This window comes from Bailinhaonella thermotolerans (assembly GCF_003594875.1).
GTDB classification, from domain to species: domain Bacteria; phylum Actinomycetota; class Actinomycetes; order Streptosporangiales; family Streptosporangiaceae; genus Bailinhaonella; species Bailinhaonella thermotolerans.
The window spans coordinates 151,427-177,821 of sequence record NZ_QZEY01000012.1 but is presented as its reverse complement, the minus strand read 5'-3'; the positions used below and the strand labels follow the sequence as shown (position 1 = coordinate 177,821).

The 26,395-nt window shown below is 73.8% G+C and carries 25 protein-coding genes; 14 read left to right on the top strand and 11 right to left on the bottom strand.

All coding sequences use genetic code 11. The annotated features are described in order from the left end of the window. Nucleotides 1–13: 13 nt before the first annotated feature. Nucleotides 14–1,138, top strand: coding sequence for a trypsin-like serine peptidase (locus D5H75_RS26805; RefSeq protein ID WP_119929317.1), 1,125 nt, complete (start codon nucleotides 14–16; stop codon nucleotides 1,136–1,138). A gap of 190 nt (nucleotides 1,139–1,328) precedes the next feature. Here the strand turns inward: D5H75_RS26805 and D5H75_RS26800 are convergent, their stop codons facing one another. The 6 genes from D5H75_RS26800 to D5H75_RS26775 form a co-directional block, all read right to left on the bottom strand. Beyond that, complete coding sequence (locus tag D5H75_RS26800) at nucleotides 1,329–2,699, bottom strand: NsdA family TPR-like regulatory protein (RefSeq protein ID WP_119929316.1); 1,371 nt, start codon at nucleotides 2,697–2,699, stop codon at nucleotides 1,329–1,331. A 602-nt stretch (nucleotides 2,700–3,301) separates the two neighbouring features. After that, a complete protein-coding gene (locus tag D5H75_RS26795) occupies nucleotides 3,302–4,657 on the bottom strand; it encodes an FAD-dependent oxidoreductase (protein ID WP_242454544.1) in 1,356 nt (451 codons plus the stop codon). After that, complete coding sequence (locus D5H75_RS26790) at nucleotides 4,650–5,846, bottom strand: class I adenylate-forming enzyme family protein (RefSeq protein ID WP_119929315.1); 1,197 nt, start codon at nucleotides 5,844–5,846, stop codon at nucleotides 4,650–4,652. Before D5H75_RS26790 ends, D5H75_RS26795 begins: the two co-directional genes overlap by 8 nt. A gap of 35 nt (nucleotides 5,847–5,881) precedes the next feature. Then, nucleotides 5,882–7,423 (bottom strand): AMP-binding protein, encoded by a 1,542-nt coding sequence (locus D5H75_RS26785; RefSeq protein WP_119929314.1) that lies wholly within the window; start codon nucleotides 7,421–7,423, stop codon nucleotides 5,882–5,884. A gap of 109 nt (nucleotides 7,424–7,532) precedes the next feature. Further along, a complete protein-coding gene (locus D5H75_RS26780; protein ID WP_119929313.1) occupies nucleotides 7,533–8,612 on the bottom strand; it encodes a hypothetical protein in 1,080 nt (359 codons plus the stop codon). After that, nucleotides 8,609–9,676, bottom strand: a complete 1,068-nt coding sequence (locus tag D5H75_RS26775) for an LLM class flavin-dependent oxidoreductase (RefSeq protein WP_119929312.1) — start codon at nucleotides 9,674–9,676, stop codon at nucleotides 8,609–8,611. Before D5H75_RS26775 ends, D5H75_RS26780 begins: the two co-directional genes overlap by 4 nt. A 287-nt stretch (nucleotides 9,677–9,963) precedes the next feature. Between D5H75_RS26775 and D5H75_RS26770 the strand changes: the two genes are divergently transcribed. After that, complete coding sequence (locus D5H75_RS26770) at nucleotides 9,964–10,389, top strand: hypothetical protein (protein ID WP_242454537.1); 426 nt, start codon at nucleotides 9,964–9,966, stop codon at nucleotides 10,387–10,389. 102 nt (nucleotides 10,390–10,491) lie between these two features. On the opposite strand, the gene D5H75_RS26765 is transcribed toward D5H75_RS26770, so the two are convergent. Together D5H75_RS26765 and D5H75_RS26760 are read right to left on the bottom strand one after the other, a co-directional pair. After that, the gene (locus tag D5H75_RS26765; protein WP_119929311.1) at nucleotides 10,492–11,514 is read right to left on the bottom strand and encodes an acyl-CoA dehydrogenase family protein; all 1,023 of its coding nucleotides are present in this window, start codon (nucleotides 11,512–11,514) and stop codon (nucleotides 10,492–10,494) included. Between the two features lie 38 nt (nucleotides 11,515–11,552). After that, complete coding sequence (locus tag D5H75_RS26760) at nucleotides 11,553–11,849, bottom strand: hypothetical protein (RefSeq protein ID WP_119929310.1); 297 nt, start codon at nucleotides 11,847–11,849, stop codon at nucleotides 11,553–11,555. A gap of 134 nt (nucleotides 11,850–11,983) precedes the next feature. On the opposite strand from D5H75_RS26760, the gene D5H75_RS26755 reads away from it, so the two are divergent. Then, nucleotides 11,984–13,720, top strand: coding sequence for a proline--tRNA ligase (locus D5H75_RS26755; protein WP_202638538.1), 1,737 nt, complete (start codon nucleotides 11,984–11,986; stop codon nucleotides 13,718–13,720). 180 nt (nucleotides 13,721–13,900) lie between these two features. Beyond that, nucleotides 13,901–14,497 carry a hypothetical protein gene (locus tag D5H75_RS26750; RefSeq protein ID WP_119929309.1) on the top strand — a complete coding sequence of 199 codons (597 nt, stop codon included), beginning with the start codon at nucleotides 13,901–13,903 and terminating at the stop codon, nucleotides 14,495–14,497. 93 nt (nucleotides 14,498–14,590) lie between these two features. On the opposite strand, the gene D5H75_RS26745 is transcribed toward D5H75_RS26750, so the two are convergent. Continuing rightward, nucleotides 14,591–15,112, bottom strand: coding sequence for a ferritin-like domain-containing protein (locus D5H75_RS26745; protein ID WP_119929308.1), 522 nt, complete (start codon nucleotides 15,110–15,112; stop codon nucleotides 14,591–14,593). Between the two features lie 6 nt (nucleotides 15,113–15,118). Next, nucleotides 15,119–15,622 carry a hypothetical protein gene (locus D5H75_RS40950; RefSeq protein ID WP_147425288.1) on the bottom strand — a complete coding sequence of 168 codons (504 nt, stop codon included), beginning with the start codon at nucleotides 15,620–15,622 and terminating at the stop codon, nucleotides 15,119–15,121. Nucleotides 15,623–15,768: 146 nt separating this feature from the next. Between D5H75_RS40950 and rimP the strand changes: the two genes are divergently transcribed. From rimP to truB, 8 genes are all read left to right on the top strand, one after another. After that, the gene (rimP, locus tag D5H75_RS26730; protein WP_119929305.1) at nucleotides 15,769–16,272 is read left to right on the top strand and encodes a ribosome maturation factor RimP; all 504 of its coding nucleotides are present in this window, start codon (nucleotides 15,769–15,771) and stop codon (nucleotides 16,270–16,272) included. A gap of 24 nt (nucleotides 16,273–16,296) precedes the next feature. Next, nucleotides 16,297–17,346, top strand: a complete 1,050-nt coding sequence (gene nusA, locus D5H75_RS26725; RefSeq protein ID WP_202638554.1) for a transcription termination factor NusA — start codon at nucleotides 16,297–16,299, stop codon at nucleotides 17,344–17,346. Continuing rightward, nucleotides 17,312–17,626 carry a DUF448 domain-containing protein gene (locus D5H75_RS26720; protein ID WP_340137775.1) on the top strand — a complete coding sequence of 105 codons (315 nt, stop codon included), beginning with the start codon at nucleotides 17,312–17,314 and terminating at the stop codon, nucleotides 17,624–17,626. Before nusA ends, D5H75_RS26720 begins: the two co-directional genes overlap by 35 nt. A 157-nt stretch (nucleotides 17,627–17,783) precedes the next feature. Then, on the top strand, nucleotides 17,784–20,795 hold the full coding sequence (infB, locus tag D5H75_RS26715; RefSeq protein ID WP_119929303.1) for a translation initiation factor IF-2: 3,012 nt from the start codon (nucleotides 17,784–17,786) through the stop codon (nucleotides 20,793–20,795). Nucleotides 20,796–20,925: 130 nt separating this feature from the next. Beyond that, nucleotides 20,926–21,222: a DUF503 domain-containing protein gene (locus D5H75_RS26710; RefSeq protein ID WP_119929302.1), complete on the top strand. Its 297-nt coding sequence runs from the start codon at nucleotides 20,926–20,928 to the stop codon at nucleotides 21,220–21,222. Between the two features lie 29 nt (nucleotides 21,223–21,251). Continuing rightward, on the top strand, nucleotides 21,252–21,755 hold the full coding sequence (gene rbfA / locus D5H75_RS26705; RefSeq protein WP_119929301.1) for a 30S ribosome-binding factor RbfA: 504 nt from the start codon (nucleotides 21,252–21,254) through the stop codon (nucleotides 21,753–21,755). Further along, a complete protein-coding gene (locus D5H75_RS26700; protein WP_242454536.1) occupies nucleotides 21,752–22,741 on the top strand; it encodes a DHH family phosphoesterase in 990 nt (329 codons plus the stop codon). The genes rbfA and D5H75_RS26700 overlap by 4 nt, the downstream gene beginning before the upstream one ends. Further along, a complete protein-coding gene (gene truB, locus D5H75_RS26695; RefSeq protein WP_119929299.1) occupies nucleotides 22,738–23,607 on the top strand; it encodes a tRNA pseudouridine(55) synthase TruB in 870 nt (289 codons plus the stop codon). The genes D5H75_RS26700 and truB overlap by 4 nt, the downstream gene beginning before the upstream one ends. A 687-nt stretch (nucleotides 23,608–24,294) precedes the next feature. On the opposite strand, the gene D5H75_RS26690 is transcribed toward truB, so the two are convergent. After that, nucleotides 24,295–24,837 carry a CGNR zinc finger domain-containing protein gene (locus D5H75_RS26690; protein ID WP_119929298.1) on the bottom strand — a complete coding sequence of 181 codons (543 nt, stop codon included), beginning with the start codon at nucleotides 24,835–24,837 and terminating at the stop codon, nucleotides 24,295–24,297. A gap of 158 nt (nucleotides 24,838–24,995) precedes the next feature. On the opposite strand from D5H75_RS26690, the gene D5H75_RS44280 reads away from it, so the two are divergent. Both D5H75_RS44280 and D5H75_RS26685 read left to right on the top strand, forming a co-directional pair. Continuing rightward, nucleotides 24,996–25,124, top strand: coding sequence for a hypothetical protein (locus D5H75_RS44280; RefSeq protein WP_277949975.1), 129 nt, complete (start codon nucleotides 24,996–24,998; stop codon nucleotides 25,122–25,124). A gap of 231 nt (nucleotides 25,125–25,355) precedes the next feature. Further along, complete coding sequence (locus tag D5H75_RS26685) at nucleotides 25,356–26,321, top strand: bifunctional riboflavin kinase/FAD synthetase (protein WP_119929297.1); 966 nt, start codon at nucleotides 25,356–25,358, stop codon at nucleotides 26,319–26,321. Nucleotides 26,322–26,395 lie beyond the last annotated feature (74 nt).

Genomic DNA, 26,395 nt, shown 5'->3' with positions numbered 1-26,395 from the left:
GACAAGGAGCTACATGAACTCCCGAGCCAAGCGCGCCATCGTTCCCCTCGCCGGCGCCGTCATCGCGTCCGGCGTCGTCGGCGCATCGCTGACGACCACGGCCGAGGCGCAGGCCAAGCCGCGGACCAAGACCGTGACCCTGGCCAAGAGCGCCGCCGAGGCGACGGCGATCGTCAAGGCGTGGACCCCGGCCAAGCTCAAGGCCGCCAAGAGCTACACCGAGGAGCTGGGCGTCAAGGGCAAGCTGGCCCGCAGCGTCCGTCCCGCCAAGGCCGACGGCCCCGCGGGCTCCGTGCCCCCGATCGGTGCCTCCTCCAGCGGCTCCGCCAAGAACGTGAACCTGCCCCGCACGGTCGGCAAGGTGTTCTTCGAGATCGGCGGCGAGCAGTACTGGTGCTCCGCCACCTCGATCCAGTCGAAGTACCGCAACCTGGTCGCCACCGCCGGCCACTGCGCGTACGACACCGACACGAACACCGCCACCAAGCAGTTCGTGTTCATCCCGTCGTACCACCAGGGCAAGGCCCCCTACGGCGTCTACGTCGGCTACAAGCTGAACTTCCACAGCGACTTCGACGTGTTCGAGGACTACGACCGCGACTACGCGTTCATCAACGTGTACAACGGCATCAAGCCGAACACCGGCCCGACCAAGGACTTCCGTCCGGTCGACGTCGGCCGTCTGGGCGACAACGTGGGCGGCCAGGGCTTCACCTGGAACCGCAACCCCAAGTCGACCTACTTCACCTTCGGCTACCCGGCGGGCGCCCACCTCGACGGTGACAAGCCCTACTCCGGCAACACCATGAAGTGGTGCTACGGCACGTCCTCCACGATGCCGGCCGCCCCCGAGTTCAACGTGCAGGAGCACCTGGGCTTCAAGTGCGCCTTCACCCCGGGCGCGAGCGGCGGCCCCTGGCTGTACGGCTACCGCAACAGCACCCGCGTGGGCTACGTCGGCGGCGTGAACAGCCTCGTGTGGGACACCGACGGCAACGGCCGTTACGACCGCGTGTCCTCGCCGTACTTCGACGGTGAGACCTACTCGGTGTACAAGGCCGCGGCCAACCTCTGGTCCCCGGTCTACCCGGGCGCCAAGAAGGCTCCGGTGGGCTCGGGCCCGGCGCACAAGGGTTGATGGGCTAGCGCATCGCGTCACTAAGGGAAAGGAGCGGGGCCCGGCATCACGCCGGGCCCCGCTTCGCCGTGTTCCCAGGGGGTCGCACGGTCGCGGTGCTCGGAGGCGTTCTCCGGGAGGGGTTCTCTCAGGGCTTCTCTCGGGGCTTCTCTCGGGGCTTCTCTCTCAGGGGGCTTGTCCCGCGCGGGCGCTACACGGCCTTGGCCAGTTCCCGGCTGCGCTCGGTGAGCGCCGCCACCATCGGCTCGTCGGCGTACGGCGTCAGCCGCCGCCGCAGGTCCGCGATGTAGGCGCGGCTGCGCGCCGACTGGAGGCTCGCCGCCAGGTCCAGCGCCTTCGCGCCGACCCGGCACGCCTCCTCCAGCTCGCCCTGCTGGGCGTATCCGGAGGCGAGCAGCGCCAGGTTGAACATGCGCCCGCGGACGTAGCCGGAGTCCATGTCGAGGGATCCGAGCGCGCTCCGCACGGTGTTGGGGGAGTCGCCCAGTTCGCGGAAGCAGTGGGCGAACTTGGCCGACAGGTAGGCCCGGTCGAAGTAGCGGATCCACTCCGGCTCGGACTCGGGGTCGGCCCGTTCGAAGGCGGCCTCGGCGGCCCGGAGGGAGGTGGCGGCGGCCTTGCCGTCGGAGAGCGCCGCGTGCGCCTGCGCCTCCATCACGTGGGATTCGGCCAGCAGCGTCGCGACGCCCGAGCGCATCGCCGAGAGCTGCGCCGCGCGGGCGAGGTCCAGCGCGTGACGCGGCTGGCCGACGTAGAGCGCCTGGTGGCTCATCCCGGCCAGCACCTCGCCGCCCAGCGCGTGGTCCCCCGCGGCCCGGGTGAGCCGGAGCGCCTGGATGAGGTAGCGCTGGGCGAGCCCGTGCTGTTCCAGGTCGTAGGCCATCCAGCCGCCGAGCTTGGTCAGCTCGGCGACGGCGGACAGCAGTTGCCTGCCGGTCTCCTCGCCGTAGGAGCCGTCCTTGAGCAGTGGCGCCACCTCGGTGTCGAGGTAGCGGGTGAGGGCGGGGCGCACGCGCCCTCCGCCGAACCTGTTGTCGAGACGGCCGAACGTCCGGGTGACCTCGCGGATCTCCGCGACGTCGGCCGCGTCGACCCGGTGCCTGCCCCGCGCCGCGGGCCTGCCCTCCGCCGGGAGGGTCAGCCAGCGCACCGTGGAGGTGGCCCCGGCGCCGATCGCGAAGGTGGAGTCGAGAAGGAATCTTCGCCGCTCCACGTCCGCCTTCCACAGTGCTGTCACGATCGTGATGCCCTCCTGCCAGCCGTGGGCGAACTCCTGGCCGAGGTCCGTCGGCACGCTGCTCGCCCGCATCCCAAGATCGCCGGCGCCGATCGCGCGCCCCAGCCGCATCCCGAAGATCTCGCCGAGCAGGCTCGGCACGGGGTCGCGGGGCTGTTGACCGGACAGCCAGCGGATGACCGAGCTGTGGTCGTAGCGAAGACCGGTGAGGCCGCGCGCCTCCGCCAGGTCGTTCACTCGCCGCGCCAGGCCCTTGTGAGAGAAGCCCGCTTCGTCGATGAGAGCCCGGAGGGGTTGGTTGGACTCGGTCGGTCTGCGTGCCATCAACTTCGGCCCTCCTCACTGGTGACGCATGCAGTGTTACACCCGGTTACCGGGGTGCGCCGGGAAATCTGCAAATGCACGCCCCCTGTGCACACGCCCCGATTTCTCAGCGGGTGTTCACACCCGCCGCTCGCGTCCGGCGCGCCGCTCGTCGCACGCCCCCGCCGCCCGCCCTCCGCGGGCGGTCCGCCCCCGCGCCGGCACGGCTCCCGCCCGCGCCCGGGGTACGGCGCCCACCGGCGTCCCGGGCCCGGCTCCCGCCCGCGCCTCGGGTACGGCTCCCGCCCGCGCCTCGGGCCCGGCTCCCGCGTGCCCTCCGGCGCACGGCGGTCCCGCCTCCGCCCACCGACCCCTGCGCTCACGAACTCCGCGCCCAACAGACCGCCGTCCGCCGTCTCGAACTCCGACCGTCTCCGATCGCGGTATGCCCGGACAGGCGTTCCTAAACGACCATCCCCGCGCCCGGCCGTACGGCGCGGCCCCCAGCCCCGCGCCGATCACGCGGTTCGATCACCCGGCGGGCTCGAAACCCGGTGAACGCGACGAGGCGCGGGATCGTTCGCCGGCGCCGGGCCCCGCCGCTCCGGCGGGCGCCGGGCGGGTCACCGCTGGGGGGAGATGGCGGCGCGCAGGGCCTCGGGGCCGGCGAGCTTGACCCGCTCGCCGCGGCCGAGGGACTGGGCGAGGGCGGCCTCGGCCTTCTCGATCGCGAGCCAGTCGGCGTAGGTGACGGGGGTGAGGCCGCGCTCGGCGCACAGGTCGTCGAGGGTGGGGCGGTCGCCGCGCGGGGTGACGTCGGCGAGGAGGGAGCGCACGGTCTCGGCGGCGTCGGACTTGTTGGTGCCGATGACGCCCGTGGGCCCGCGCTTGAGCCAGCCCGCGACGTACTGGCCGGGGACCGGCTCGCCGTCCGCGCCCAGGACGCGCCCCTCGGAGTTGGGCACGGTGCTGGTGCGCTCGTCGAAGGGCACGCCGGGCAGCGGCACGCTGCGGTATCCCACCGAGCGCAGCACCATGCCGACCTCCAGCGTCTCGAACTCGCCGGTGCCGACCACGCGGCCCGTCTCGTCCAGGCGCGTGCGCTCCAGCCGCAGCGCCTCGACCCTGCCCTCGCCCAGGATCTCCACGGGCCGCAGCCAGAACCGCACGTCCAGGCGGCGCAACCGGCCCTCCGGGGGGCGCGAGGCCCAGCCGTGGATCGCCTGCACGTTGCCCCGGATCTGCCGGTTCGCCTCGGCGAGCGCCCGCGCGGCGGCGTCGAGGTCGATCTCGTCGGGCCGTACGACGACGTCGGCGCTGGGCAGCTCGCCCAGCTCGCGAAGCTCCTTGGTGGTGAACTTGGCCTGCGCCGGGCCCCGGCGGCCGATCATGTGGATGTGCCGGACGCGGCTGGCGGCCAGGCGTTCGAGCACCGGCTCGGGCACGTCGGTCTCCCGCAGCTCGTCCGCGGTCTTGGCGAGGATCCGCACCACGTCCACCGCGACGTTGCCGACCCCGATGACCGCGACGGCCTCCTGGTCCAGCCGGAACCGGTCGGCGGGCATGTCGGGGTGGCCGCAGTACCAGTTCACGAAGTCGGTGGCCGCGACGCTCCCGGGCAGGTCCTCGCCGGGGATGCCCAGGTGCCGGTCCACCATGGCGCCCGTGGCGTACACGACCGCGTCGTAGCGCTCGGCCAGCTCCTCCGCCGTGACGTCGGCGCCCAGCTCGATCCCGCCGACGAACCGCACGGCCGGGTCCTCCAGGACGCGGCGCAGGTAGTTGGCGATCGACTTGATCGAGGTGTGGTCGGGGGCGACGCCGTACCTGACGAGGCCGTAGGGGGTGGGCAGCCGGTCGAGCACGTCCACCTCGACCGGGTCCTGCGACTGCTTGATCAGGGCCTCGGCGGTGTAGATGCCCGCAGGGCCGGAACCGACGACCGCGACGCGCAGGGGTTGGTTCGCCACGTCAGTGATTCTGCCCCCTATCACCGTCCGGCAACAGGTGAAGTCGATCACTGTCGTCCACGAAGCCGATGTCGCCGGTGCGGACGAACCCGTCGCGGGCGAACGCGCGGGCGGCGGCGCGCGGATCGTCCCAGTATCCGCTCATCACGGCGGCGGACCGCAGCAGCACCTCGCCCGGTTCCCCCCGCCGGGCGGTGTGCCCGTCGGCGTCGCGGACGGCCAGGTCCACGCCCTGCCGGGGTCTCCCGACGGTGGTCTCGGCGTCCTCGGGCGGGTCGCCGGGGCGGGTCCCGAGCCCGAGCCCGGCCTCCGTGCAGAGGTACCGGTTGCACACCGGCGCCCCGAACGCCCCCCGCAGCTCCCGCACCAGCTCGGCGGGGGCCGGGGCCCCGCTCGTGAGCACCAGCCGCACGCCGGGGAGCCGGCCGGCGTGGGGGAGGAGCCGTTCGAGCTGCGCGGGCGAGCCGTGCAGCACCCCGATGGAGTGGCGCGCCAGGACCTCGGCGGCGGCCTCGGGCTCCCAGGCGGGGAGCACGTGCGAGGTGCGCCCGGTCTGGAGGAGCACCGGCAGCCGCGTGAGCACGCTGACGTGCGCGAGCGGCGTGGACACGAGCCGCGCGTCCCCGCCGCCCCACCGCGATCCCGCGCCCGCGGCCCGGATGGCCTCCAGTTGCCGGTCCCCGAAGACGACCCCCCTGGCCGGCCCGGTCCGCCCCGACGTGTAGACGATCACGGTCGCGCGGGCGGCGTCCGGCGGCATCGGCGGCGGCGGGCGCTCGGGCCTGGCCAGCTCGGCGATCGCGGTCACGTCGTACGGCTCCCGCCGCCCGCCCCGCCCGGCCGGCGTGACCACGTCGCGCCCGGGCCGGTGCGGCAGCACGCCGGGGGCGGTGACGGTGAGCGCCGGGTCGAGCCGGTCCACGCGGGCCGCCAGCGCGCCCGCGGGCAGGCGGGTGTCGAGCCCGGCGGCGATCGCGCCGACCTTGGCGGCGGCCAGGCAGCACAGGAGGTATTCGGGCCCGTCGGGCAGCGCGACCGCAACGACGTCCCCGGCCCGCACGCCCCGGTGGGCGTACCCGGCGGCCACGCGGTCGGAGAACCGGTCCAGTTCGGCGAAGGTCAGCCGGGACTCGCCCGTGTCCACCGCCGCGCGCCCGCCGAAGCGCCGCGCGGCCTCCCCGGCGAGCATCCGCAGCATGGAGGGCTCCCGCGCAAAGTCCCGTTATGCGCAACCTACCCGGCGGAGGCGGCGCGGGCGCGCAGTTCCCTCTTGTCCACCTTGCCGTTGGGGTTCACGGGGAGCGCGTCCACGACGTACACGCGCGCGGGCACCTTGTATCCGGACATGTTGGCCTTCGCCCAGGCGATGACCGACTCCGGCGTGACCTCGGCGCCCGGCCGCGGGACCACGTAGGCCCAGCCGGACTCGCCCCGCCGCGCGTCCGGCATGCCGATGACGGCGGCGGCGGCCAGCGAGCCCTCGCGGAGCAGCAGGGACTCCACCTCGGCGGGGGAGACGTTGAACCCGTTCACGATGAACAGGTCCTTCTTGCGGTCCACGATCGCCAGGTTCCCGGCCGCGTCCAGCACGCCCACGTCGCCCGTGTGCAGCCACCCGTCCGCGTCCACGACCTCGGCGGTCTTCTCCGGCTCGCCCCAGTAGCCGCGCATCACGCCGTACCCGCGCTCCAGCACCTCGCCGCGCTCGCCGACCGGCACGTCCCGGCCCTCGTCGTCCACCACGCGCACCTCGATGCCCGGCACCGGCCGCCCGGTGGTCGAGGCGATCACCTCCACCGGGTCCCCGGCCCGCGTCATCGACACGACGGTGCCCTCCATCAGCCCGTACGCGTTGATCATGCGCTCCAGCCCGACCCGGTCCAGCAGCCGCCGCACCAGCTCGGGGGGCACGGCGGCGGCCCCGCAGATCGCCACCCGCAGCGCCACCTCCCGGCCCGGCTCCCTGTCCAGCTCGTCCAGCAGCCGTTGGAACATCGGGGGCGCCCCGGCGAGGATCGTGATCCCGTCCCCGGCGATCAGCTCCATCAGCGCGTCGGGGGAGAACACCGGCACGGGCATCATCGTCGCCCGCCGCATCACGCAGGCCAGCAGCCCGGCGTTGAGCCCGAACCCGTGCGCGAACGGCGCGATCACCGGATACCGGTCGCCCTCGCGCAGCGTGACGATCTCCGACCAGTCCCAGTACCCCCGCAGCACCTGCGCGTGGTCGAGCATGACCCCCTTGGGCGTGCCCGTCGTCCCCGAGGTGGACATGATCTCGCACAGGTCGGACGCCTTCACCTCGGCCGCCCGCTCCTCCAGCGCCCGCTCGCCGACCACCGCCCCCAGCTCCGCCAGCTCGTCCGGGGTCCGCGCCAGCCTCCGCAGCCCGGCGTCCAGCAGGTCGGCGTACGGCGGGGCGCCCGGCATCCTCTCCCCGGTGATCAGCACCGTCGCGCCGGTCCGGCGCAGCGTCTCCGCGGCCTCCAGGCCCTTGTACCGCGTGGACAGCGGCACCACCACGGCGCCCGCGTCCCACACCGCGAAGGCGCTCACGACCCAGCCGGGCGTGTTCAGCCCCCACAGCGCCACCCGGTCGCCGCGCTCCACCCCGAGCGCCAGCAGGCCCCGCGCCACCTCTCCGGCCCGCAGGAACAGCTCCGCCAGCGTCAGCCGCACCCCGTCGCGCCCGGCCACCACGAGGGCGCCGGGATGCCCCGCGACCAGCTCGCGGAGCATGCGGGGGATCGTGCCCCATCCGGGTACCGGTTCCATTTCGCGCCCCTTCCCGTCGCCGCCCGCGCCCGCCGCCGCCCGCCGCCGCCCGCGCCGCCGCCCCGCCGTACGGCTCGCGCGGGGCGAGAGGGCGGCGCGGCGGGACGGGTCAGAGCGCGGAGCGGTCCGTGCCCAGGTGATGGCCGCGCAGGTCGGTGACCGTGCCCGGCCCGGACTGCTCGACGACCTCCTCGGCCACGTCCACGGCGATGGAGATCGGCGTGATCCCGGCGATCGACTGCTGGATGCGCGACCGCCACATCGGGTTCCCGGTCAGGCTCGCCCGGTTGAAGGACACGCGGAGCGTCGCCGCGTCCAGCGTGCCCTCGCGGGAGATCGACAGATCCCACGTGGACACCCCGTCGATCCGGGCCATCGCCCGCTCCACCCGGGCCAGCGGCAGCCACCGCCCGCGGATCAGGACGTGCCCGCCGACCGTGTGCGCGGGGGCCGGGATCGCGTCCGCGCCGGCGTCCAGCCGTACGACCTGGCCGGTCCGGACCACCGCGTCGCCCAGGCCCTCGTGCCCCGGCGTCAGCACCAGCTCCGCCAGGCCCGCGGGGTACGGCGGGGCCTGCGCCGAGTCCTTGCCGAGCGCGGCCAGCCCGAGCCGGTCCGCCGCGAACGGGGTGAGCGGGGCGTCCTCGGCGTCCCGCCAGGCCAGCGGGACGCCGGTGAACGGGCAGGAGTACGCCTCGACGACCCGCGCCTCGAACTCCGAGGCCAGGTGCGCCAGCGTGCGCCGGGAGGCGATCTCCCCGGTCACGATGATGGTGCGCAGCCCCAGGTCGAGCGGGTCGAGCAGGAACTCCAGGTGCAGCCGGGCCAGGAAGTCCATGGCCCCGGTGGGCGTGATCACCAGGGTGTTCGCACGCATGGCCTCCAGCGCGTGGTGCAGCCGCAGCCGCCCGCGCGGCCCGACCGAGGCGCCGGCCGCGGCCACCTCGGCCGCCGCGCCCGCCCACAGCGGCCCCGCGAGGTCGCCGTCACCGGCCAGCGCCACGACGACCCGGTCGCCGGACCGCACGCCCATCTCGGTCAGCGCCGCGCCCGTCCCCACGGTCGCCGCCGTCCGCTCCCGGGACGTCATCGGGTAGACGGTGTCGGCGTCGGGGGAGGCCAGCAGCAGCCCCGACGCGGCCTTGCCGCTCAGGTCCTCCCTGGTCAGCCAGCGTGCCGGGGCGCTCATCGCATGACCTCCGACATGAACAGCCGCATCGAGTCGCAGACGTGCCCGTGGGCGAGCCCGCCGACCTGGGCCTGGAGGATGAGGTCGGTGGCCCCGGCCTCCTGGATCCGCTGGGCGGCCTTGCGCGAGCCCTCCACGTCGTCCACGACCACCATGTGGTGCTCGCGCAGCGTCTGCATCGCCTCCTCGGGCGGCAGCCCGGCGGCGAGCTGGCCGAGCACGCGGTGCGTGGCGTGCCGGGCGTCGTAGTAGTCGGGCGGCGTGACCAGGTTGACCTGCCGGCGGATGTACCAGAGCACCGGGTCGGCGGCGGTCGCGAACGCCTCCTCCTTCGTCGGCGCGACGTACCAGGGGATCATCAGCGCGATCCGCCGCGTGGCCGGGTCGAAGCCGTGGTCGGCCAGCGCCCGCTTGTACTTGGCGATGTCCTCGGCCACGTCGTCGATGCCCTTGAGCATGGTCATGCCGAGCAGGTTGTAACCCTTGGCCGCCGCCGCGAGGTACCCCTCCAGGGACGTGGACGCCACCCAGACCGGCGGGTGCGGCTCCTGCGCCGGCCGGGGATAGACGGCCACGTCGGGGATCGTGAAGAACTCGTTCTCCCGGGTGATCGGCTCGCCGTCGGCGTTCCAGATCGCCAGCACGGCCTCCAGCGAGTCCTCCCAGAGCTGCCGGGACTTCTCGAAGGGCCGCTGGAACGCCTGGTACTCCAGCGGGGACGCGCCCCGCCCGGTCCCGAACTCCACCCGCCCGCCGCTGATCACGTCCAGCGTCGCCACCCGCTCCGCGGTGCGGATCGGGGACTGGAACGGCAGCAGCACCACGCCCAGGCCCAGGTGGATCCGGCTGGTGCGCTGCGAGATCGCCGCCAGCACCAGATCGGGGGCCGAGGAGTGGGAGAAGCCCCGGGTGAAGTGGTGCTCGACGAACCAGGCCGTGTCGAACCCCAGCTCGTCGCCCAGGACCACCTGGTCCATCACGTTTTCGAACGCCCGCCGCTCCACCTCGCGTGTGCGGCCGCGTACCTCCAGCTCGTATCCCAGGCTGATCCGTAGGGACGACATCGCGCCTCCGCTGTCTCCATCTCCAACTTAACCAAGCGCTCGCTTGGCGAGATTATCAGGGCGTCGCCACGCCAACAAGCCGACGCCGGCGGCCGGCGGGCGCGACCCGGCCCATGCCGTACGCGAACCGTCTCCATGCCGGAAGGGCACCGTGGCCATGCCGTACGGCGGGGCGGGGGCCTTGTGGCGGGAGGAAAGCGGGTCCACAGTTGGGTTTCGTGGGATTACACGGCGACGCGGGGCCGAAAGCCGGGACGGACGGCGCGGCGGATGGCACGCTCACAGGCATGAGGCGATTGCGGCTGGAGCGCGCGGGGGAGCCGGCGGCGCGGCGCTATGAGGCACTGGGCAGGGTGATGGCCGCCCTGACCCGGGACGCGGAGACGTTCGAGTCCTGCCGGGACCTGTCCTGGTGGCGGGGCGGGGACCAGAGCTGGCACATCGAGTGGCGGGACGGGCCCTACGCCAGGGAACTGGCGGACCTGATCGCCGCGCGCATCCTGCCCGAGGCGCCCGTCACGGCGGCCGGGCCGCCCTCGGCCACCCAGGCGACGCTGGACGTCATGGGGGTGCTGTTCGTCCTGCGCGCGGTCGATCCGCTCGGGCGCGCCCGCCTCAGCCGGCCCAGCCTCTGGCGGCTTCGCGACGCGCTCGACACCACGCGCCGCACCCCGAGCCCCCAGCCCTGGGAGCGCCTCCTCGGCAACGGCTGAATCGAGAGGCCCGCCGGGTACCGGGCGCCGCCGGAGTGCCGGGCGCCGCGGGGGCGCCGGGCGTCGCCGGGACCTCGGGCGTCGCCGGGGCGCCGGGCGCCGTCAGCGCATGGAGGGGAAGACGGACGGGGCCAGGCGGGCGCGGTGGGCGCGCGGCGGGCCGAACAGCTCGGCGTCGGCGGCCGCGCGCTTGAGGTACAGGTGGGCGTCGTGCTCCCAGGTGACGCCGATGCCCCCGTGGACCTGGATGTTCTCGCCCGCGGCCCGGAGGAACGCCTCGCCGCAGTACGCCCCGGCGACCGCCGCGGCGATCCGCAGCGCGCCGTCGTCCTCCTCGTCGGCGGCGCGCGCGGCCTCGTACGCCGCGGACCGGGCCGACTCGGCCACAAGGAGCACGTCGGCGAGCTTGTGCTTGATCGCCTGGAACGAGCCGATCGGCCGTCCGAACTGGACGCGCTCCCGGGCGTACGCCACGGCCGTCTCCAGGCACCGCCGCGCGCCCCCGGCCTGCTCGGCGGCCAGCGCGGCGACCCCGAGGTCCCGCAGCCGCGCCCCGTCCGCCGGCCCGAGGACCCGCGCGGGCGCGTCCTCGAACCGCAGCCGCGCCAGCGGCCGGGTCGGGTCGAGCGCCCGGTACGGCTCGCGCCGGGGTTCCGCCTCGACCAGCACGCCGTCCACGCAGGCCAGCACCACGTCGCCGTCGAGCGCGACCTCCACCGTGCCGCGCAGCGCCGACCCGTCGAACGACAGCTCGCCGCCTCCCGCGCCGGGCTGGTCGCCCGCCCACACCACGGTCGCGGTCAGCTCGCCCGCGGCGATCGGCGGCAGCAGCCGGGACATCGCGTCCGCGTCCCCGGCGCCGGCGAGCGCGGGAACGGCGAGCGCGGCCGTCTGCAGGTAGGGGAACGGCGTGAGCGAGCGGCCCAGCTCCTCGCAGACGATCGCCACCTCGGCCAGGCCGCACCCGGCCCCGCCGTACTCCTCGGGGACGGCCAGCCCGGCCGTGCCCAGCTCGGCGGCGAAGCGGCGCCACAGGGCGGGCCCTGCGGGCTCGCGCGGCGGCGGGCAGGCCTGGGTGAGGAAGTGGCGGACGGCGTCGCGCAGCTCGCGCTGTTCGGGGGTCACGCAGGCATGGTAACCAAGCGATCGCTTGGTTGACAGCCTCAGGATCCGTCCGCGATCTCGGGGGCGTAGTACCGGGGCAGCGGCTCCGGGCCGTGGTAGCCGCGGCAGGCGCACCGCGTGTCCTCCCAGCGCTTGGCCGTGCCGTACTGGTCGAACTCCACCGCCCGCTTCACCCGGGCGTGGCAGGAGCCGTCCTTCCCGTCGTGGAAGGCGATGTCGTGGCCGCAGCCGCAGCGGGGTTTGGGCGCGCGGCGGGGGCGCAGCCGGGTCAGGCGGCCGGCGGCGAACCCGGCCGCGAGGATCACCGCGCCCGCGACGAGTGTGAGGGGGTCCATGGGTGCCTCCAGGACTCGATAATCTGTGACCCTCTCACCGCCGTCCATCGACCCGCCAGGGCGGCCGGCGGGGGACCACCGGGCGAGCGAGAGGCCCCGGGCAAGCGAAATCACCGGCGAACCGAGGAGTGGCCGTGCTGTTGCGGATGTCGTCCCTGTTCCTTCGCACGCTGCGCGAGGATCCGGCGGACGCCGAGGTGCCGAGCCACAAGCTGCTCGTCCGCGGCGGCTACGTCCGGCGCGTCGCGCCCGGGATCTACTCCTGGCTCCCGCTGGGCAAGATCGTCCTGGAGAACGTCGCCCGCGTCGTCCGCGAGGAGATGAACCGCGCCGGGGGCCAGGAGGTGCTGTTCCCCGCGCTGCTGCCGCGCGAGCACTACGAGGTCACCGGCCGCTGGACCGAGTACGGCGACACGCTCTTCCGGCTCAAGGACCGCAAGGGCGGCGACTACCTCCTCGGGCCCACGCACGAGGAGATGTTCACCCTGATGGTGAAGGGCGAGTACTCCTCGTACAAGGACTACCCGGTCATCCTCTACCAGATCCAGACGAAGTACCGCGACGAGGCGCGGCCCCGGGCGGGCATCCTGCGCGGGCGCGAGTTCGTCATGAAGGACTCCTACTCCTTCGACCTGGACGACGAGGGCCTCAAGCGCTCCTACGAGCTGCACCGCGAGGCGTACATCAAGATCTTCGACCGGCTCGGGCTCGACTACAAGATGGTCTTCGCCACCTCGGGCGCGATGGGCGGCTCGGCCTCGGAGGAGTTCCTGGCCCCCACGCCCACCGGCGAGGACACCTTCGTCCAGTGCGCCGGCTGCGACTACGCCGCCAACACCGAGGCCGTCGTGCTGGCCGCCCCCGAGGCCGCCGCGGGCGAGGCGCCCCCGGCCGAGGTCCTGGACACCCCGGACACCCCCACGATCGAGACGCTCGTCGAGCTGCTCCGCTCGCGCGGCATGGACATCGACGCCTCCGGCACGCTCAAGAACGTCGTCCTCAAGACGCGCAGGCCCGGCGAGGACTGGGAACTCCTCGTCGTCGGCGTCCCCGGCGACCGCGAGGTGGACCTCGACCGCCTGGCCGGCCAGTTCGAGCCCGTCGAGGTCGCCCAGGCCGAGCCCGAGGACCTCGCCAGGCAGCCCGCCCTCGTCAAGGGCTACATCGGCCCGCAGATCCTCGCCGGGCTGGGCGTCCGCTACCTCGTGGACCCGCTGGTCCGCCCCGGCTCCGCCTGGGTCACCGGCGCGAACGAGCAGGACAGGCACGCCGCCAACGTCGTGCGCGGCCGCGACTTCGAGCCCGACGGCGAGATCGGCGCGGTCGAGGTCCGCTCCGGCGACCGCTGCGCCCGCTGCGGTTCGGAGCTGACCATCGCCCGCGGCATCGAGATCGGCCACATCTTCCAGCTCGGCCGCAAGTACGCCGACGCCTTCGGCCTCGACGCCCTCGGCCCCGACGGCCGCCCCGTCCGCATCACCATGGGGTCGTACGGCGTCGGCGTCTCCCGCGCCGTCGCCGCCGTGATCGAGCAGTCCCACGACGACAAGGGCCTCATCTGGCCCCGCGAGATCGCCCCCGCCGACGTCCACGTCATCGGCACCGGCAAGGACAACCAGATCGAGGTCGCCCTGGAGATCGCCGGGGAGCTCGAGGCCGCGGGCCTGCGGGTCCTGGTGGACGACCGCGCCGGCGTCTCCCCGGGCGTCAAGTTCACCGACGCCGAGCTCCTGGGCATCCCCACCGCGCTGGTCATCGGCCGCGGCCTCGCCCAGGGCGTGCTCGAACTCCGCGACCGCGCCACGGGCGCCCGCGAGGAGATCCCGCACGCCGAGGCGGTGGCCCGGGTCCTGGCCGCCGTCCGCTCCTGACCCACCGTCCACCCCCGAACCCGCCCGGCCCGCCCGGGCGGGTTTCGCGTGCCCGTCCCACTCCGCGCCGATGGCTGGGCAGGTCACGGACTGTCGCGGGTTGATAACGGATCGATATGGGGCCGGGGATGCGCCCGGCCGGGACAGGACCCTGTAAGCCCGGCCATCGGAAGGGCGCCCATGGACGAACCCCGCGCGAGCGCGTCGCCGTACCACCGCGTGCCGTACCCGGACCCGGCTCCGGCGCACTACCGGAACTCCTCGCCGACGCCGCCGCACCCGTGGGCGACGCCGGGCGTGCGGCGCGCCGCCGCCGTCCTCGGGGCGATCCTCACGGCCGCGGGCGCCGGCGTCGTGTGCGCGGCCCTGCCCGGCGGGGACCCGCCGCCCCGCCCCGGGGCGACCGCGGCCGCCGCCCCGGCCGCCCCCGGCCGTACGGCGGTCGCGATGCCGGGCGGGTTCCGCGGAGCCGAGGCCGTCCTGCCGCGCCCCGCGCCGCCCGCGACGCTCCTCCCGCGCCCGGCCCCCACGGGCGAGCGCGTTCCCCGGTCCGTCCGCCGGGACCGTCCCCGGGAGCGGAGGGGAGAGCGGGAGGTCACCGCCAGGGCCCGCCCGCCGGCGAGCGAACCGGTCCGGCCCCGCCCGCCCCGCCGGAGTCCGGCCCTCCGGGCAGAGCCGCGCCCGCCGCTGCCGAAGGCCCCGATCTGCGAGCGCATGGAGGAGTGGCGCCGGCCGTACTGCTACGCCTACCTCCGCCGCCTCCAGGGCGGTTCCTGACCCCTTCGAGCCGACGCCTCCGCCCGCGTCCGGCCCGCTCGTGTCAGGCCCGCTCGTGTCAGGCCCGGCGCCGGCCGTACGGCGCGGGCGGGGTCAGTTCGCGGGCGGTGGGCCGGACGGGTCGGACGAGGCCGGATCGCCGGCGGGGCTGGGGTCCTGCTGTGGCCGGGCGGGCTGTGCGGACTGCGCGGACGGGGAGGGCCGCGCGGGCATGCCGGGGAGGGCGGTGGGCACGGCGGGCCGCCAGGAGTAGCCGCGGGTGACGCACTCCTGCATGGCCAGGGCGGCCAGGCGGCGCAGCGCGGGGTCCCGGGCGGAGACCAGTTCGAGGTAGGCGGCCGACAGGCGGTCCTCCACGTGGGCCGCCAGGCGAACGGCGTCCGCCGGGGCGGACACGGGGAAGGGCAGCCTGTACGACGGGGAGGACTCCACCGGGGTCCCGCCGCCCTCGGCGATCATCGCGTGGAGGCGGTCCCTGCGGGTGCGGTGGGCGGAGAAGGCGGCGCGGGCCTGCTGCCTGCGGGAGCCGGAGAGCCGGGCGCCGATCAGCCCGTAGGCGTACACGGCGGCGTGCTCGGCGGCCAGGACCCGCTGGAGCTTGTCGAGGTCGGTCAACGACGATCAGGGTTTCTTCGGGAGGGCGACGACATGGGCGGCCTCGCAGGCCCCGATGCTGGCCAGGAGCTGCGCCAGGGACGGCGAGGCGGACGCGAGCTGCGCGGGACGGGAGGCGGCGGCGCGCCGTTCCAGGTCGCGGAGCAGGGACAGGGCCTCACGCGCGTCGCCCGGCGGCTGTTCGGCCACCACGTCGGCGAGGCGGGGGGACTCCGGCAGCCTGCGGGTCAGCTCGGCGATGTGGGTCTGGTGCCGGGACCGGAAGGCGTCGAGGCGGCCGGCCAGCCGGGGGTGGGCCTTGATGATCTGGTCGTACTGCGAGACCGTGCGGCGCTTGGCCCCGATCAGCTCCTTGATCAGGGCGATCTCGGGGTCGGGCGAGGGTGGCGGGGCCTGCAGGGCGGCGGGTGCGCCGGAGCCGCAGGCCGAGGTCAGGCCCGTCGTCAGCACGGCCGCGCCGGCCATCGCGCCGGTCAGGACGGCGCGCCGAGGCAGGGCACGCTCTCGCACGCCGGTCCTCCTCCAAACGACTGCAAGCACCCATCGTAAGGCTCGCCGCCGCGAGATCACCCCGCAGGAGGCCTTTTCCGAAGGTCGGAATGGATAGGCTGTGGGCACTCGCATCTTGTTTTGTTTGTGAACACTAGGAGGTCAGCATGGGCGAAGACGCTCGACGTGACCGCCTCGTGCAGTTGTTGGAGCCGATCGTCGCCGCTGAGGGCCTTGATCTGGAGGACGTCAGCGTCTCTCCGGCGGGCAAACGGCGGATGCTGCGTGTGATCGTGGACGCCGACGGAGGCGTGAGCCTCGACGCTGTCGCCGAGGTTAGCCAGTCCGTGTCGGCCGCGCTCGACGAGAGCGACGTCATGGGCGGAGCGGCGTACGTCCTGGAGGTCACCTCCCCGGGGATCGACCGCCCGCTGACCGAGCCGCGGCACTGGCGACGGGCCCGAGGGCGCCTCGTGCAGGCGCAGTTGAAGGATGGCACCTCCGTGGAGGGCCGGGTCCTGTCCGCCGACGACGCGGGCGTGAGCCTGGACGTCGGCGGCACACCGCGCGACATCGCGCACGCGGACCTGGCCAGGGGCCGGGTCCAGATCGAGTTCCGCCGTCTGGCTGACGGCGACGAAGACGACGTCGCCGACGGCGACGAAGGCTAGGGGGGAGGCCTCGTGGACATCGACATGAGCGTCCTGCGCAGCCTGGAAAGCGAAAAGGACATCTCCTTCGACCTCGTGGTCAAGGCGATCGAGGACGCCCTCCTCATCGCCTACCACCGCACCGAGGGCGCGGCCCCGCGCGCGCGGGTCGAGCTCGACCGCGGCACCGGCCACGTCACCGTGTGGGCCGCCGAGCTCGACGAGGAGGGCGCCGTCGCGCGGGAGTACGACGACACCCCCAGCGACTTCGGGCGGATCGCCGCGACCACCGCCAAGCAGGTCATCCTGCAGCGGCTGCGCGACGCCGAGGACGAGGTGAACTTCGGCGAGTACGCCGGCCGCGAGGGCGAGCTGGTCGCGGGCGTGATCCAGCAGGGCAAGGACCCGCGCAGCGTGCTCGTGGACCTCGGCAAGATCGAGGCGATCCTGCCGCACAGCGAGCAGGTCCCCGGCGAGCAGTACAATCACGGCGAGCGCATCAAGACCTATGTCGTGCAGGTCAAGAAGGGCCACCGCGGCCCCTCGGTGACGCTGTCGCGGACCCACCCCAACCTCGTGAAGAAGCTGTTCGCGCTGGAGGTCCCCGAGATCGCCGACGGCACCGTGGAGATCGCGGCGATCGCGCGCGAGGCCGGGCACCGCACGAAGATCGCGGTGCGGTCGCGCAAGAGCGGCGTGAACGCCAAGGGCGCCTGCATCGGCCCGATGGGCAGCCGGGTGCGCAACGTCATGACGGAGCTGCACGGCGAGAAGATCGATATCATCGATTGGTCGGAGGACCCGGCGACGTTCGTGGGCAACGCCCTGTCGCCGGCCCGGGTCTCCCACGTCGAGGTCGTGGACCTCGACGGCCGGGTGGCCCGCGTGATCGTGCCGGACTACCAGCTCTCGCTGGCCATCGGCAAGGAAGGTCAGAACGCCCGCCTCGCGGCCCGGCTCACCGGGTGGCGCATCGACATCCGCGCGGACACCGAGGCGCGGGGGCAGTCGGAGCAGCCAGAACGCGGCGCGAGCCCGAGGTCGGAGGATATGCCGGAGAATGCGGTCGGTCCCGCTGATGCGTCCGCACGGTAAACTCGACTATGGTGGCCTGGCAGCCCCCGTGCGAACTTGCGTGGGCTGTCGGGTTCGTACGGTTAAGTCCGACCTGCTCCGCCTGGTGGTGGTCGATGACGTTCTGGTCGTCGATCGCAACGGACGGCTTGAGGGCAGGGGTGCGTCCCTGCACCCGTCCCTGAGCTGTCTGGAGCTCGCCGAGCGGCGACGGGCGTTCCCGCGGGCGTTCCGCCGCGCGGGGCCGCTCGACACGTCGCGGGTGCGGGCACATCTGGAAGAGCACGCGGCTTCGGATTAAAACCGACTACGGAGACGGTTCTACTCATGTCAGTTGTTGGACGCCGAGTTGATGGGCGGGTCAGATTGCGATGAGCGCCTGATGAGCATGCGGCGATGAGTACATCTAGTTAGCGACGGTCCGGTGGCACTGCCTCCCGGGCCGAGTAGGGAGTGCAGTGGCGAAGGTCCGTGTCTACGAGCTCGCCAAGGAGTTCGGCGTGGAGAGCAAGGCCGTGATGGCCAAGCTCCAGGAAATGGGCGAGTTCGTGCGCTCGGCGTCCTCGACGATCGAGGCGCCGGTGGTCCGCAGGCTCAAGGAGGCGTTCAACGCTCCCAAGGGCGACAACAAGCCGAAGCCGGGGCCGCGTCCGGCCCCGCGGGCGCCTGAGGCTCAGCAGCAGGCGCCGCAGAAGAACAACAACGTCGAGGCGCGCCCGGGTCCCCGGCCCGCCGCGCCCAAGCCGGCCGCCCCGCGGCCGAGCGTCCCGATGCCGCCCCAGCAGCAGCAGGCGCCGCAGGCTCAGCCGCGGCCCCAGCAGCCGCCGGCGCAGGCCCCCCGGCCCGAGGCCCCCGCGCCCGGTCCGGCGCCCGCCGGTCGCGACGGCGGCCGTCCGGCCCCCGGCCCGCGCCCGGGTCCCCGTCCGGGGCCCGCTCCGCGTCCGGCTCCGGGTCCGCAGACCCCGGCCGGTCAGGGCGCTCCCGGCGCCTCGCGTCCGGGTGCCCCCAAGCCGGGTCCCCGTCCGGGCCCGCGCGGCCCGCGTCCGGGCAACAACCCGTTCTCCTCGAACGCCAGCGGCATGGGGCAGACCCCGCGTCCGCCGCGCGCCGGCGGCCCTCAGGGCGGCCCGCGTGAGGGCGGTCCCCGCGAGGGCGCTCCGCGCGACCGTCGTGACGGCGGCGCTCCCGGTCCCGGCGGTCCGCGTCCCGCGGCCGGCCGCACCGGCGCCCCCGGTCCCGGCGGCCCGCGTCCCGCGGCTCCCGGCCCGCGTCCGGGTGGCCCGCGCCCGAACCCGATGATGATGCCCTCGCGGCCGGCCGGGCAGGGTCCCGCCGGTGGCGGCGGCCGTCCGGGTGGCGGTGGCGGTCGTCCCGGTGGCGGCGGCGGCCGTCCCGGCGGCGGTGGTCGTCCCGGTGGCGGCGGTGGCGGCTTCGGCGCCCGCACCGGCACCGGTGGTGGCGGCGGCGGTCGTCCCGGCGGTCCCGGCGGCGGTGGCGGCGGCTTCGGCGGCCGTCCCGGTGGCGGCGGTGGCCGCGGCCGCGGCACCACGGCCGGCGCGTTCGGCCGCCCGGGTGGCCGTCCCGGCCGCGCCCGCAAGTCCAAGCGGCAGCGCCGTCAAGAGTTCGACAACATGCAGGCGCCGTCCGTAGGCGGCGTGCAGGCTCCTCGCGGCAACGGGCAGACCATCCGCCTGCCGCGCGGCGCGTCCCTGTCGGACTTCGCCGACAAGATCGGTGCGAACCCCGCGTCGCTGGTGCAGATCATGCTGCACCTCGGCGAGATGGTGACCGCCACGCAGTCGGTGACCGACGAGACGCTCCAGCTTCTGGGCGCCGAGCTGAACTTCGACGTTCAGGTCGTCAGCCCCGAGGACGAGGACCGCGAGCTGCTCGAGTCGTTCTCCATCGAGTTCGGCGAGGACGAGGGCGACGAGGCGGACCTGGAGGTGCGGCCCCCGGTCGTCACCGTCATGGGTCACGTCGACCACGGTAAGACCAAGCTGCTCGACGCCATCCGCGACACGAACATCGTGGCGCGCGAGGCCGGCGGCATCACGCAGCACATCGGTGCGTACCAGGTCAAGACCGAGGTCGACGGCCAGGAGCGCAAGATCACCTTCATCGACACCCCGGGTCACGAGGCGTTCACCGCCATGCGCGCCCGCGGTGCCGACACGACCGACCTGGTCATCCTGGTGGTCGCGGCCGACGACGGCGTGAAGCCGCAGACGACCGAGGCCATCGACCACGCCACGGCGGCCGGCGTGCCGATCGTGGTCGCGGTCAACAAGGTCGACAAGGAGGGCGCGGACCCGCAGAAGGTGCGGGCCCAGCTCACCGAGTACGGCCTGGTGGCCGAGGAGTACGGCGGCGACACCCAGTTCGTGGACGTGTCCGCCAAGCAGGGCACCGGGCTCGACAGCCTGCTGGAGGCCATCGTGCTGACGGCGGACGCCGAGCTGGACCTGCGGGCGAACCCGAACATGAGCGCCCAGGGCATCGCGATCGAGGCCAACCTCGACCGCGGCCGCGGCCCGGTGGCGACCGTGCTGGTCCAGCGCGGCACGCTCCGGATCGGCGACTCGATCGTCTGTGGCGAGGCCTACGGCCGCGTCCGGGCGATGCTCGACGACACCGGCAACAACGTCGACGAGGCGACGCCGTCGCGTCCGGTCCAGGTGCTCGGTCTGACGGCCGTGCCCCGGGCGGGCGACAACTTCATCGCCGTCGACGACGACCGCGTCGCCCGGCAGATCGCGCAGCAGCGGGCCGCCAGGCTCCGCAACGCCGAGCTGCTCAAGACGCGCGGCCGGCGCACCCTCGAGGACATCTTCAAGGACCTCGAGAAGGGCGCGGTCGAAGAGCTCCGGCTCATCATCAAGGGTGACGTGTCGGGTTCGGTCGAGGCCCTGGAGGACGCGCTCGTCAAGATCGACGTCGGCGACGAGGTCGATCTGCGGGTCATCCGCCGCGGCGCCGGCGCCATCACGCAGGACGACGTCAACCTGGCGATCGCCTCCGACGCCATCATCATCGGCTTCAACGTGCGCCCGGAGACCAAGGCGCGCGAGCTGGCCGACCGCGAGGGCGTGGACATCCGGTTCTACTCGGTCATCTACCAGGCGATCGAGGAGGTCGAGGCGGCCCTCAAGGGCATGCTGAAGCCGGAGTTCGAGGAGGTCCAGCTCGGCACCGCGGAGATCCGCGAGGTCTTCAAGGTGCCGAAGATCGGGAACGTCGCCGGTTCGCTGGTGCGGTCGGGCAAGATCGTCCGCAACAGCAAGGCCCGGCTGCTCCGCGAGGGCGTCGTCGTCTCCGACAACCTCACCGTCTCGTCGCTGCGCCGCTTCAAGGATGACGCGACCGAGGTCCGCGAGGGCTTCGAGTGCGGTATCGGCATCGGCTACAGCGACATCCGGGTCGGCGACGTGATCGAGACCTTCGAGATGCAGGAGAAGCCGCGCGTCTGACCCCGAGCCGCCCCGGCGGCCCGGATTCACGACGAGTCATCCCGTACGGCTCGCGCCACCCGGCGCGAGCCGTACGGGCGGCTCTGAGCCGGGCGGGCGGGACCGAGGACCGGGGAGCACGCCGACCACCATGTACATCGGTGCTCTTACCCTTGACCTTCTGCTCGGGGACGTGCGGACCCTGAAGCAGAAACGATCCGTCGTGCGGCCGTTGATCGCCGACGTGAAGCGGCGGTTCCCCGCCGTGGCGGTGGCCGAGACCGGCCACCTCGACAAGTACCGCCGGGTCGAGATCGGCGTAGCGGTGGTGTCGGCGACGGCCGGCAACTGCCAGGAGGTGCTCGACGAGTGTGAGCGCCTCATCGCCGGTTATCCGGAGTTCGAGTTGTTGTCCGCACGGCAGCGACTCTTCAACGAGGAGGAGTAGGCCATGAGCGCCGCGGATAGGGGAGCCCGATGACTGACGCAGCCCGGGCGCGCAAGCTCGCCGACCGCATCCAGCAGATCGTCGCCGAGATGCTGGACCGCCGGATCAAGGACCCCCGCCTCGGATTCGTGACGATCACCGACACGCGTCTCACCAACGACCTGCGCGACGCGACCGTCTACTACACGGTCATGGGCACGGAGGCCGAGCGGGCCGACACCGCGGCGGCGCTGCGCAGCGCCACCGGCGTCATCCGCTCGGAGGTCGGGCGCCAGACCGGTGTGCGTCACACGCCCACGCTGACCTTCGAGCACGACCCGCTGCCCGACAACGCCCGGCACATGGACGAGCTGTTCGCCGCCGCGCGTGCCCGGGACGCCGAGATCGCCAAGGCGGCCGAGGGCGCCGAGCCCGCGGGCGAGGCCGACCCGTACCGCAAGCCGGGCGAGGACGACGACGCCGACGACGACGGCCCGGACTTCGACGAAAGGCGCGGCGGGGAGTCCGGCGGCGCGGGATACTCCGCAACGTGACCGGGCTCATCGCCGACGCCGACTGGGACCACGCGGTCAAGCTCATCGAGTCGGCCCCGCAGGTCCACCTCGCGTGCCACATCGTGCCCGACGGCGACGCCCTCGGCTCGATGCTGGCGCTCGGGCTGGCCCTGCGGGAGCTCGGCAAGCCCTGCGTGGCCTCGTTCGGCGACGAGCCGTTCACGGTGCCCAGGCTGCTGCGCTTCCTGCCCGGCCAGGACCTGCTCGTCCCCCCGGCCGAGGTGCCGGAGGCCCCGCGGGTCATGTTCACGTTCGACGCGGCGAGCGCCGAGCGGCTGGGCGCGCTCGCGGCCAAGGCCGCCAAGGCCGAGGAACTGGTGGTGGTGGACCACCACCGCTCCAACACCGGCTTCGGCAGCCTGCACCTGGTCAGCCCGTCCGCCGCCGCGACCGCGGTGATCGTGGCCGAGCTGATCGACCGGCTCGGCGTGCCGTTCACCCGTGACATCGCGACCTGCCTGTACGTCGGGCTGGTCACCGACACCGGCTCGTTCCGGTACTCCTCGACGAACCGGGCCGTGCACGAGCTCGCCGGGCGGCTCGTCGCCACCGGCATCCGCACCGACGAGATCGCCCGCGAGCTGTGGGACCGGTCGCCCTTCGCGTACCTGCCCGTGCTCGGGGCGGCGCTCGGCCGGGCCGTGCTCGACCGCGACGCCGCCGGCGGGCGCGGCATGGTCTGGACGTACGTCAGCCGGGCCGACCGCGCCGCCCACGACCTGTCGTACGACGAGATCGAGGGCGTCATCGACGTCGTCCGCCGGACCGACGAGGCCGAGGTGGCCGTCGTGGTCAAGGAGGACGACGAGGGGGCCTGGCAGGTGTCCACGCGCTCCAAGGGCGCGATCGACGTCGGGCGCGCCTGCGCGGCGCTCGGCGGCGGCGGTCACGCCAGCGCCGCCGGCTTCACCTCGCACCTGCCGGTCGAGGTCACCATCGCCAAGTTCCGGGAGTTGCTCGCGTGACCGTCAGCGGACTGATCGTCGTCGACAAGCCCGCCGGCTGGACCTCCCACGACGTGGTCGCCAAGCTGCGCCGCATCGCCGGGACCCGCCGCGTGGGCCACGCCGGCACGCTCGACCCGATGGCCACCGGCGTGCTCGTCGTCGGCGTCGAGAAGGCCACCCGGCTGCTCGGCCACCTCGCGCTCACGTCCAAGACGTACGACGCGGTGATCCGCCTCGGGCAGACCACGAACACCGACGACGCCGAGGGCGAGGTCCTCGTCACCACCCCGGCCGGGCACGTGGCCGACGAGGCGGTCCACGCCGGGGCCGCCGCCCTGACCGGCGAGATCATCCAGGTGCCGCCGCAGGTGAGCGCCATCAAGGTGGACGGCAAGCGCGCCTACAAGATGGCGCGCGCGGGCGAGGAGGTCGCGCTCGCCGGCCGGCCGGTCACCGTGCACGCCTTCGAGATCGGCCGCGTCCGCCGCGACGGGGACTTCGTGGACGTCGAGGCGACCGTGCGCTGCTCCAGCGGCACCTACATCCGGTCCCTGGCCCGCGACCTCGGCGCCGCGCTCGGTGTCGGCGGTCACCTGACGTACCTGCGGCGCACGGCCGTGGGGCCGTACACCATCACCATGGCCCGCACGATCGAGCGGCTGGCCGAGTCCTGCGAGATCCTGCCCATCGCCGACGCGGTCTCGGCCGCCTTCCCGCGCCGCGACGTGACCGACGCCGAGGCCAGGCTCGTCGCCCACGGCGGCCGCCTGCCCGCCGCCGGCCTCGGCCCCGGCCCCGTGGGCCTCTTCGCCCCCGACGGCACCCTCCTGGCCCTGGCCGAGGAGTCCAAGGGCCAGACCAAGCCCCTCGCCGTCTTCGTCTGACCGGACCCGCACCCGCGCCTGATCTCCCCCGAGGCCGTCTCGTCCGCCCACTCCCACAGGAGGACGCCTCCGCACGCGGTGATCCCCCCTCGGGGCCCGGTTCCCCGCGAGGCGTTCCCCGCGAGACGGTTTCCCGAGAGGCGGTCCCCGCGAGGCGGTTTCCCGTGAGGCGGTTTCCCGAGAGGCGGTCCCCGCGAGGCGGTTTCCCGCGAGGTGGTTTCCCGCGAGGCGGTTTCCCGAGAGGCGGTTTCCCGAGAGGTGGTTTCCCGAGAGGTGGTTTCCCGAGAGGTGGTTTCCCGCGAGGCGGTTTCCCGAGAGGTGGTTTCCCGAGAGGCGGTTCCCTGCGAGCCGGGTTCCCCACGAGGTGGTTTCCCGTGAGGCGGTCCCCACGAGGTGGTTTCCCGTGAGGCGGTCCCCGCGAGACGGTTTCTCGTGAGGCGGTCCCCGTGAGCGGTTTCCCGCGAGGTGGTCTCTTCCGCCTGATCCCATGGGGGCGGTTTCGCGCAGGGTGATCCCCTCGGGGCTGGTTCCCCGTGAGGCGGTTTGCCGGGAAGCGGTCCTCGGCCGGCCCCCTCCCTCGTCGTGATCATGCAGTCTTGAACACACCCTGTGCTTAAAACTGCATGATCACGACGAGGGGGGAGGGAGGGAGAGCGTCGCGGATGCCTCCGGATGCGCGGGCGGAGGTCAGGAGGTCGCGGATCTCTTGCGGGCGCGGAAGACGGCGACGTTGGTGCGGTTGGCGCAGGCGTCGGAGCAGAAGCGGCGGCGGCCCGACGGGGAGGTGTCGGCGTAGACGCGGTCGCACCCGGGGGCCGCGCAAACGCCGACGCGCTGGACGCCCGACTCGCTGACCGCGGTCGCCAGGCAGAAGAGCGTGGTGGCGCGGAGGCGGTGGGGGAACTTCGCGCCGGGGGGCGCGTAGTGCATGTGCAGCCCGCGGCCGTCGTGGTCGCTCAGGTGCGGGTGCATGGGGACCTCCAGCATGAGGTCGTTGAGCAGCGCCACCGCCTCGTCCAGGTCCGCGCACTCGAAGACGCGCCGCAGGGTCCACGCCCAGGCGCGGACCGCCTTCATGTCGTCGGCGGTCACGTTGGCGATGAAGAAGTTGTGCTCCGCCAGCAGCGCGCACAGTTCGTCGTCGGTGGCGTCCGCCTGGCGAGTCGTCACGGCGTTCACCAGGGCGGCCGACGCCGCCACCCCCTGGCTCCGATACCCGGTCACGCGCATGGCGAAAGTGTAAGCGACTGGTCATCTGTAAGCATTACGGCTATCGTAAGCATTACCGAGAAAGTGACCATTACAGACCATCATCGGTGCCGAGGGAACGGAACACCCCTGTGAGCGCGTGCGGAAACTGCGGCTGGCCAGACGACGAACCGAGCGAAGTGATCTCCCGGCATCGCACCTCCGAGGGGGTCCTGTCCTACGTGCGCTGCGTCTGCGGTCGCATCGAGCTGCGCATGACCCCCTACGGCTCCGCCTCCCCGATCGCCGCCGTCACCCCCGCCGACTGACTCCCCCACGCCCCGTCCCCGGCGCGCCCGGTCCGGTTCCGGCCCGGCCGGGCTCTCCCCGTACGGCTCCCGCCGACGGCGCCCGCCGTACGGCGTGAGCGGGGCGCGGCCCGCCGTACGGCGTGAGCGGGGCGACCGGGCGGGGTGACACGGCGTCCCGGTGTCCCGCGGCCGGCCGGGGCATGGCAGGCTTGTGACGCCGTGAGAGAGGTCTGGAGAAAAGGGGTCGACGTGCAGCGCTGGCACGGACTCGGCGACGTGCCCGGGGACCTGGGCAGGTCGGTCGTCACCATCGGCGTGTTCGACGGCGTCCACCGGGGTCACCGGAGGGTCGTGGAGCGTGTGGCCGGGCTGGCGCGCGAACTCGGGGCCGTGAGCGTGGCGGTGACCTTCGAGCCGCATCCGGAGGAGGTCGTGCGGCCGGGGAGTCATCCGGTGCTGCTGACCGCGCCCGTCCGCAGGGCCGGCCTCCTGGGCGACCTGGGCGTGGACGCCGTGTGCACGCTGCCGTTCACGCTGGAGTTCTCGCGGCTGGAGCCGGACGAGTTCGTGCGGACGGTGCTGGCGGAGGGGCTGCGCGCGACCCGGGTGGTCGTGGGTGAGGACTTCCGGTTCGGGCACGGGGCGGCCGGCGACGTGGAGACGCTGCGCGCGCTGGGGGAGAAGTACGACTTCGAGGTCGAGGCGCTGCCGCTCGTGCGCGAGGGCGAGGTGGTCTCCTCGACGTACGTCAGGGAACTGCTGGCCGAGGGCGACGTGGAGACGGCGGCCGCGGCCCTGGGCCGGCCCCACCGGGTCGAGGGCGTGGTCGTGCGCGGGCACCGGCGCGGGCGCGCGCTCGGGTTCCCGACCGCCAACGTCGAGTCGCCGCCGCACACCGCGATCCCCGCCGACGGGGTCTACGCCGGGTGGCTGCGGTGCACCCCGGTCGGCGAGATCGCGCCGATCTACGGGGACGAGTGCTGGCCCGCGGCGATCTCCATCGGCACCAACCCGACCTTCGACGGGGTGGAGCGCACCGTGGAGGCGTACGCCCTGGACCGCGACGACCTGGATCTGTACGGCGCGCACGTGGCGGTGGACTTCGTCGCCCGGCTGCGGCCCACGCTGCGGTTCGACTCCATCGAGGCGCTGATCGAGCAGATGCGCCACGACGTCGACGAGACCCGGCGGATCACGTCCTCCGGAGCGTCCTGAGCGACGGCCGGGCGCCCTGACCGCCCCTCCTGACCGGCTCCGACGGCGGCGGCGTCTCATTATGTGGCATGCGT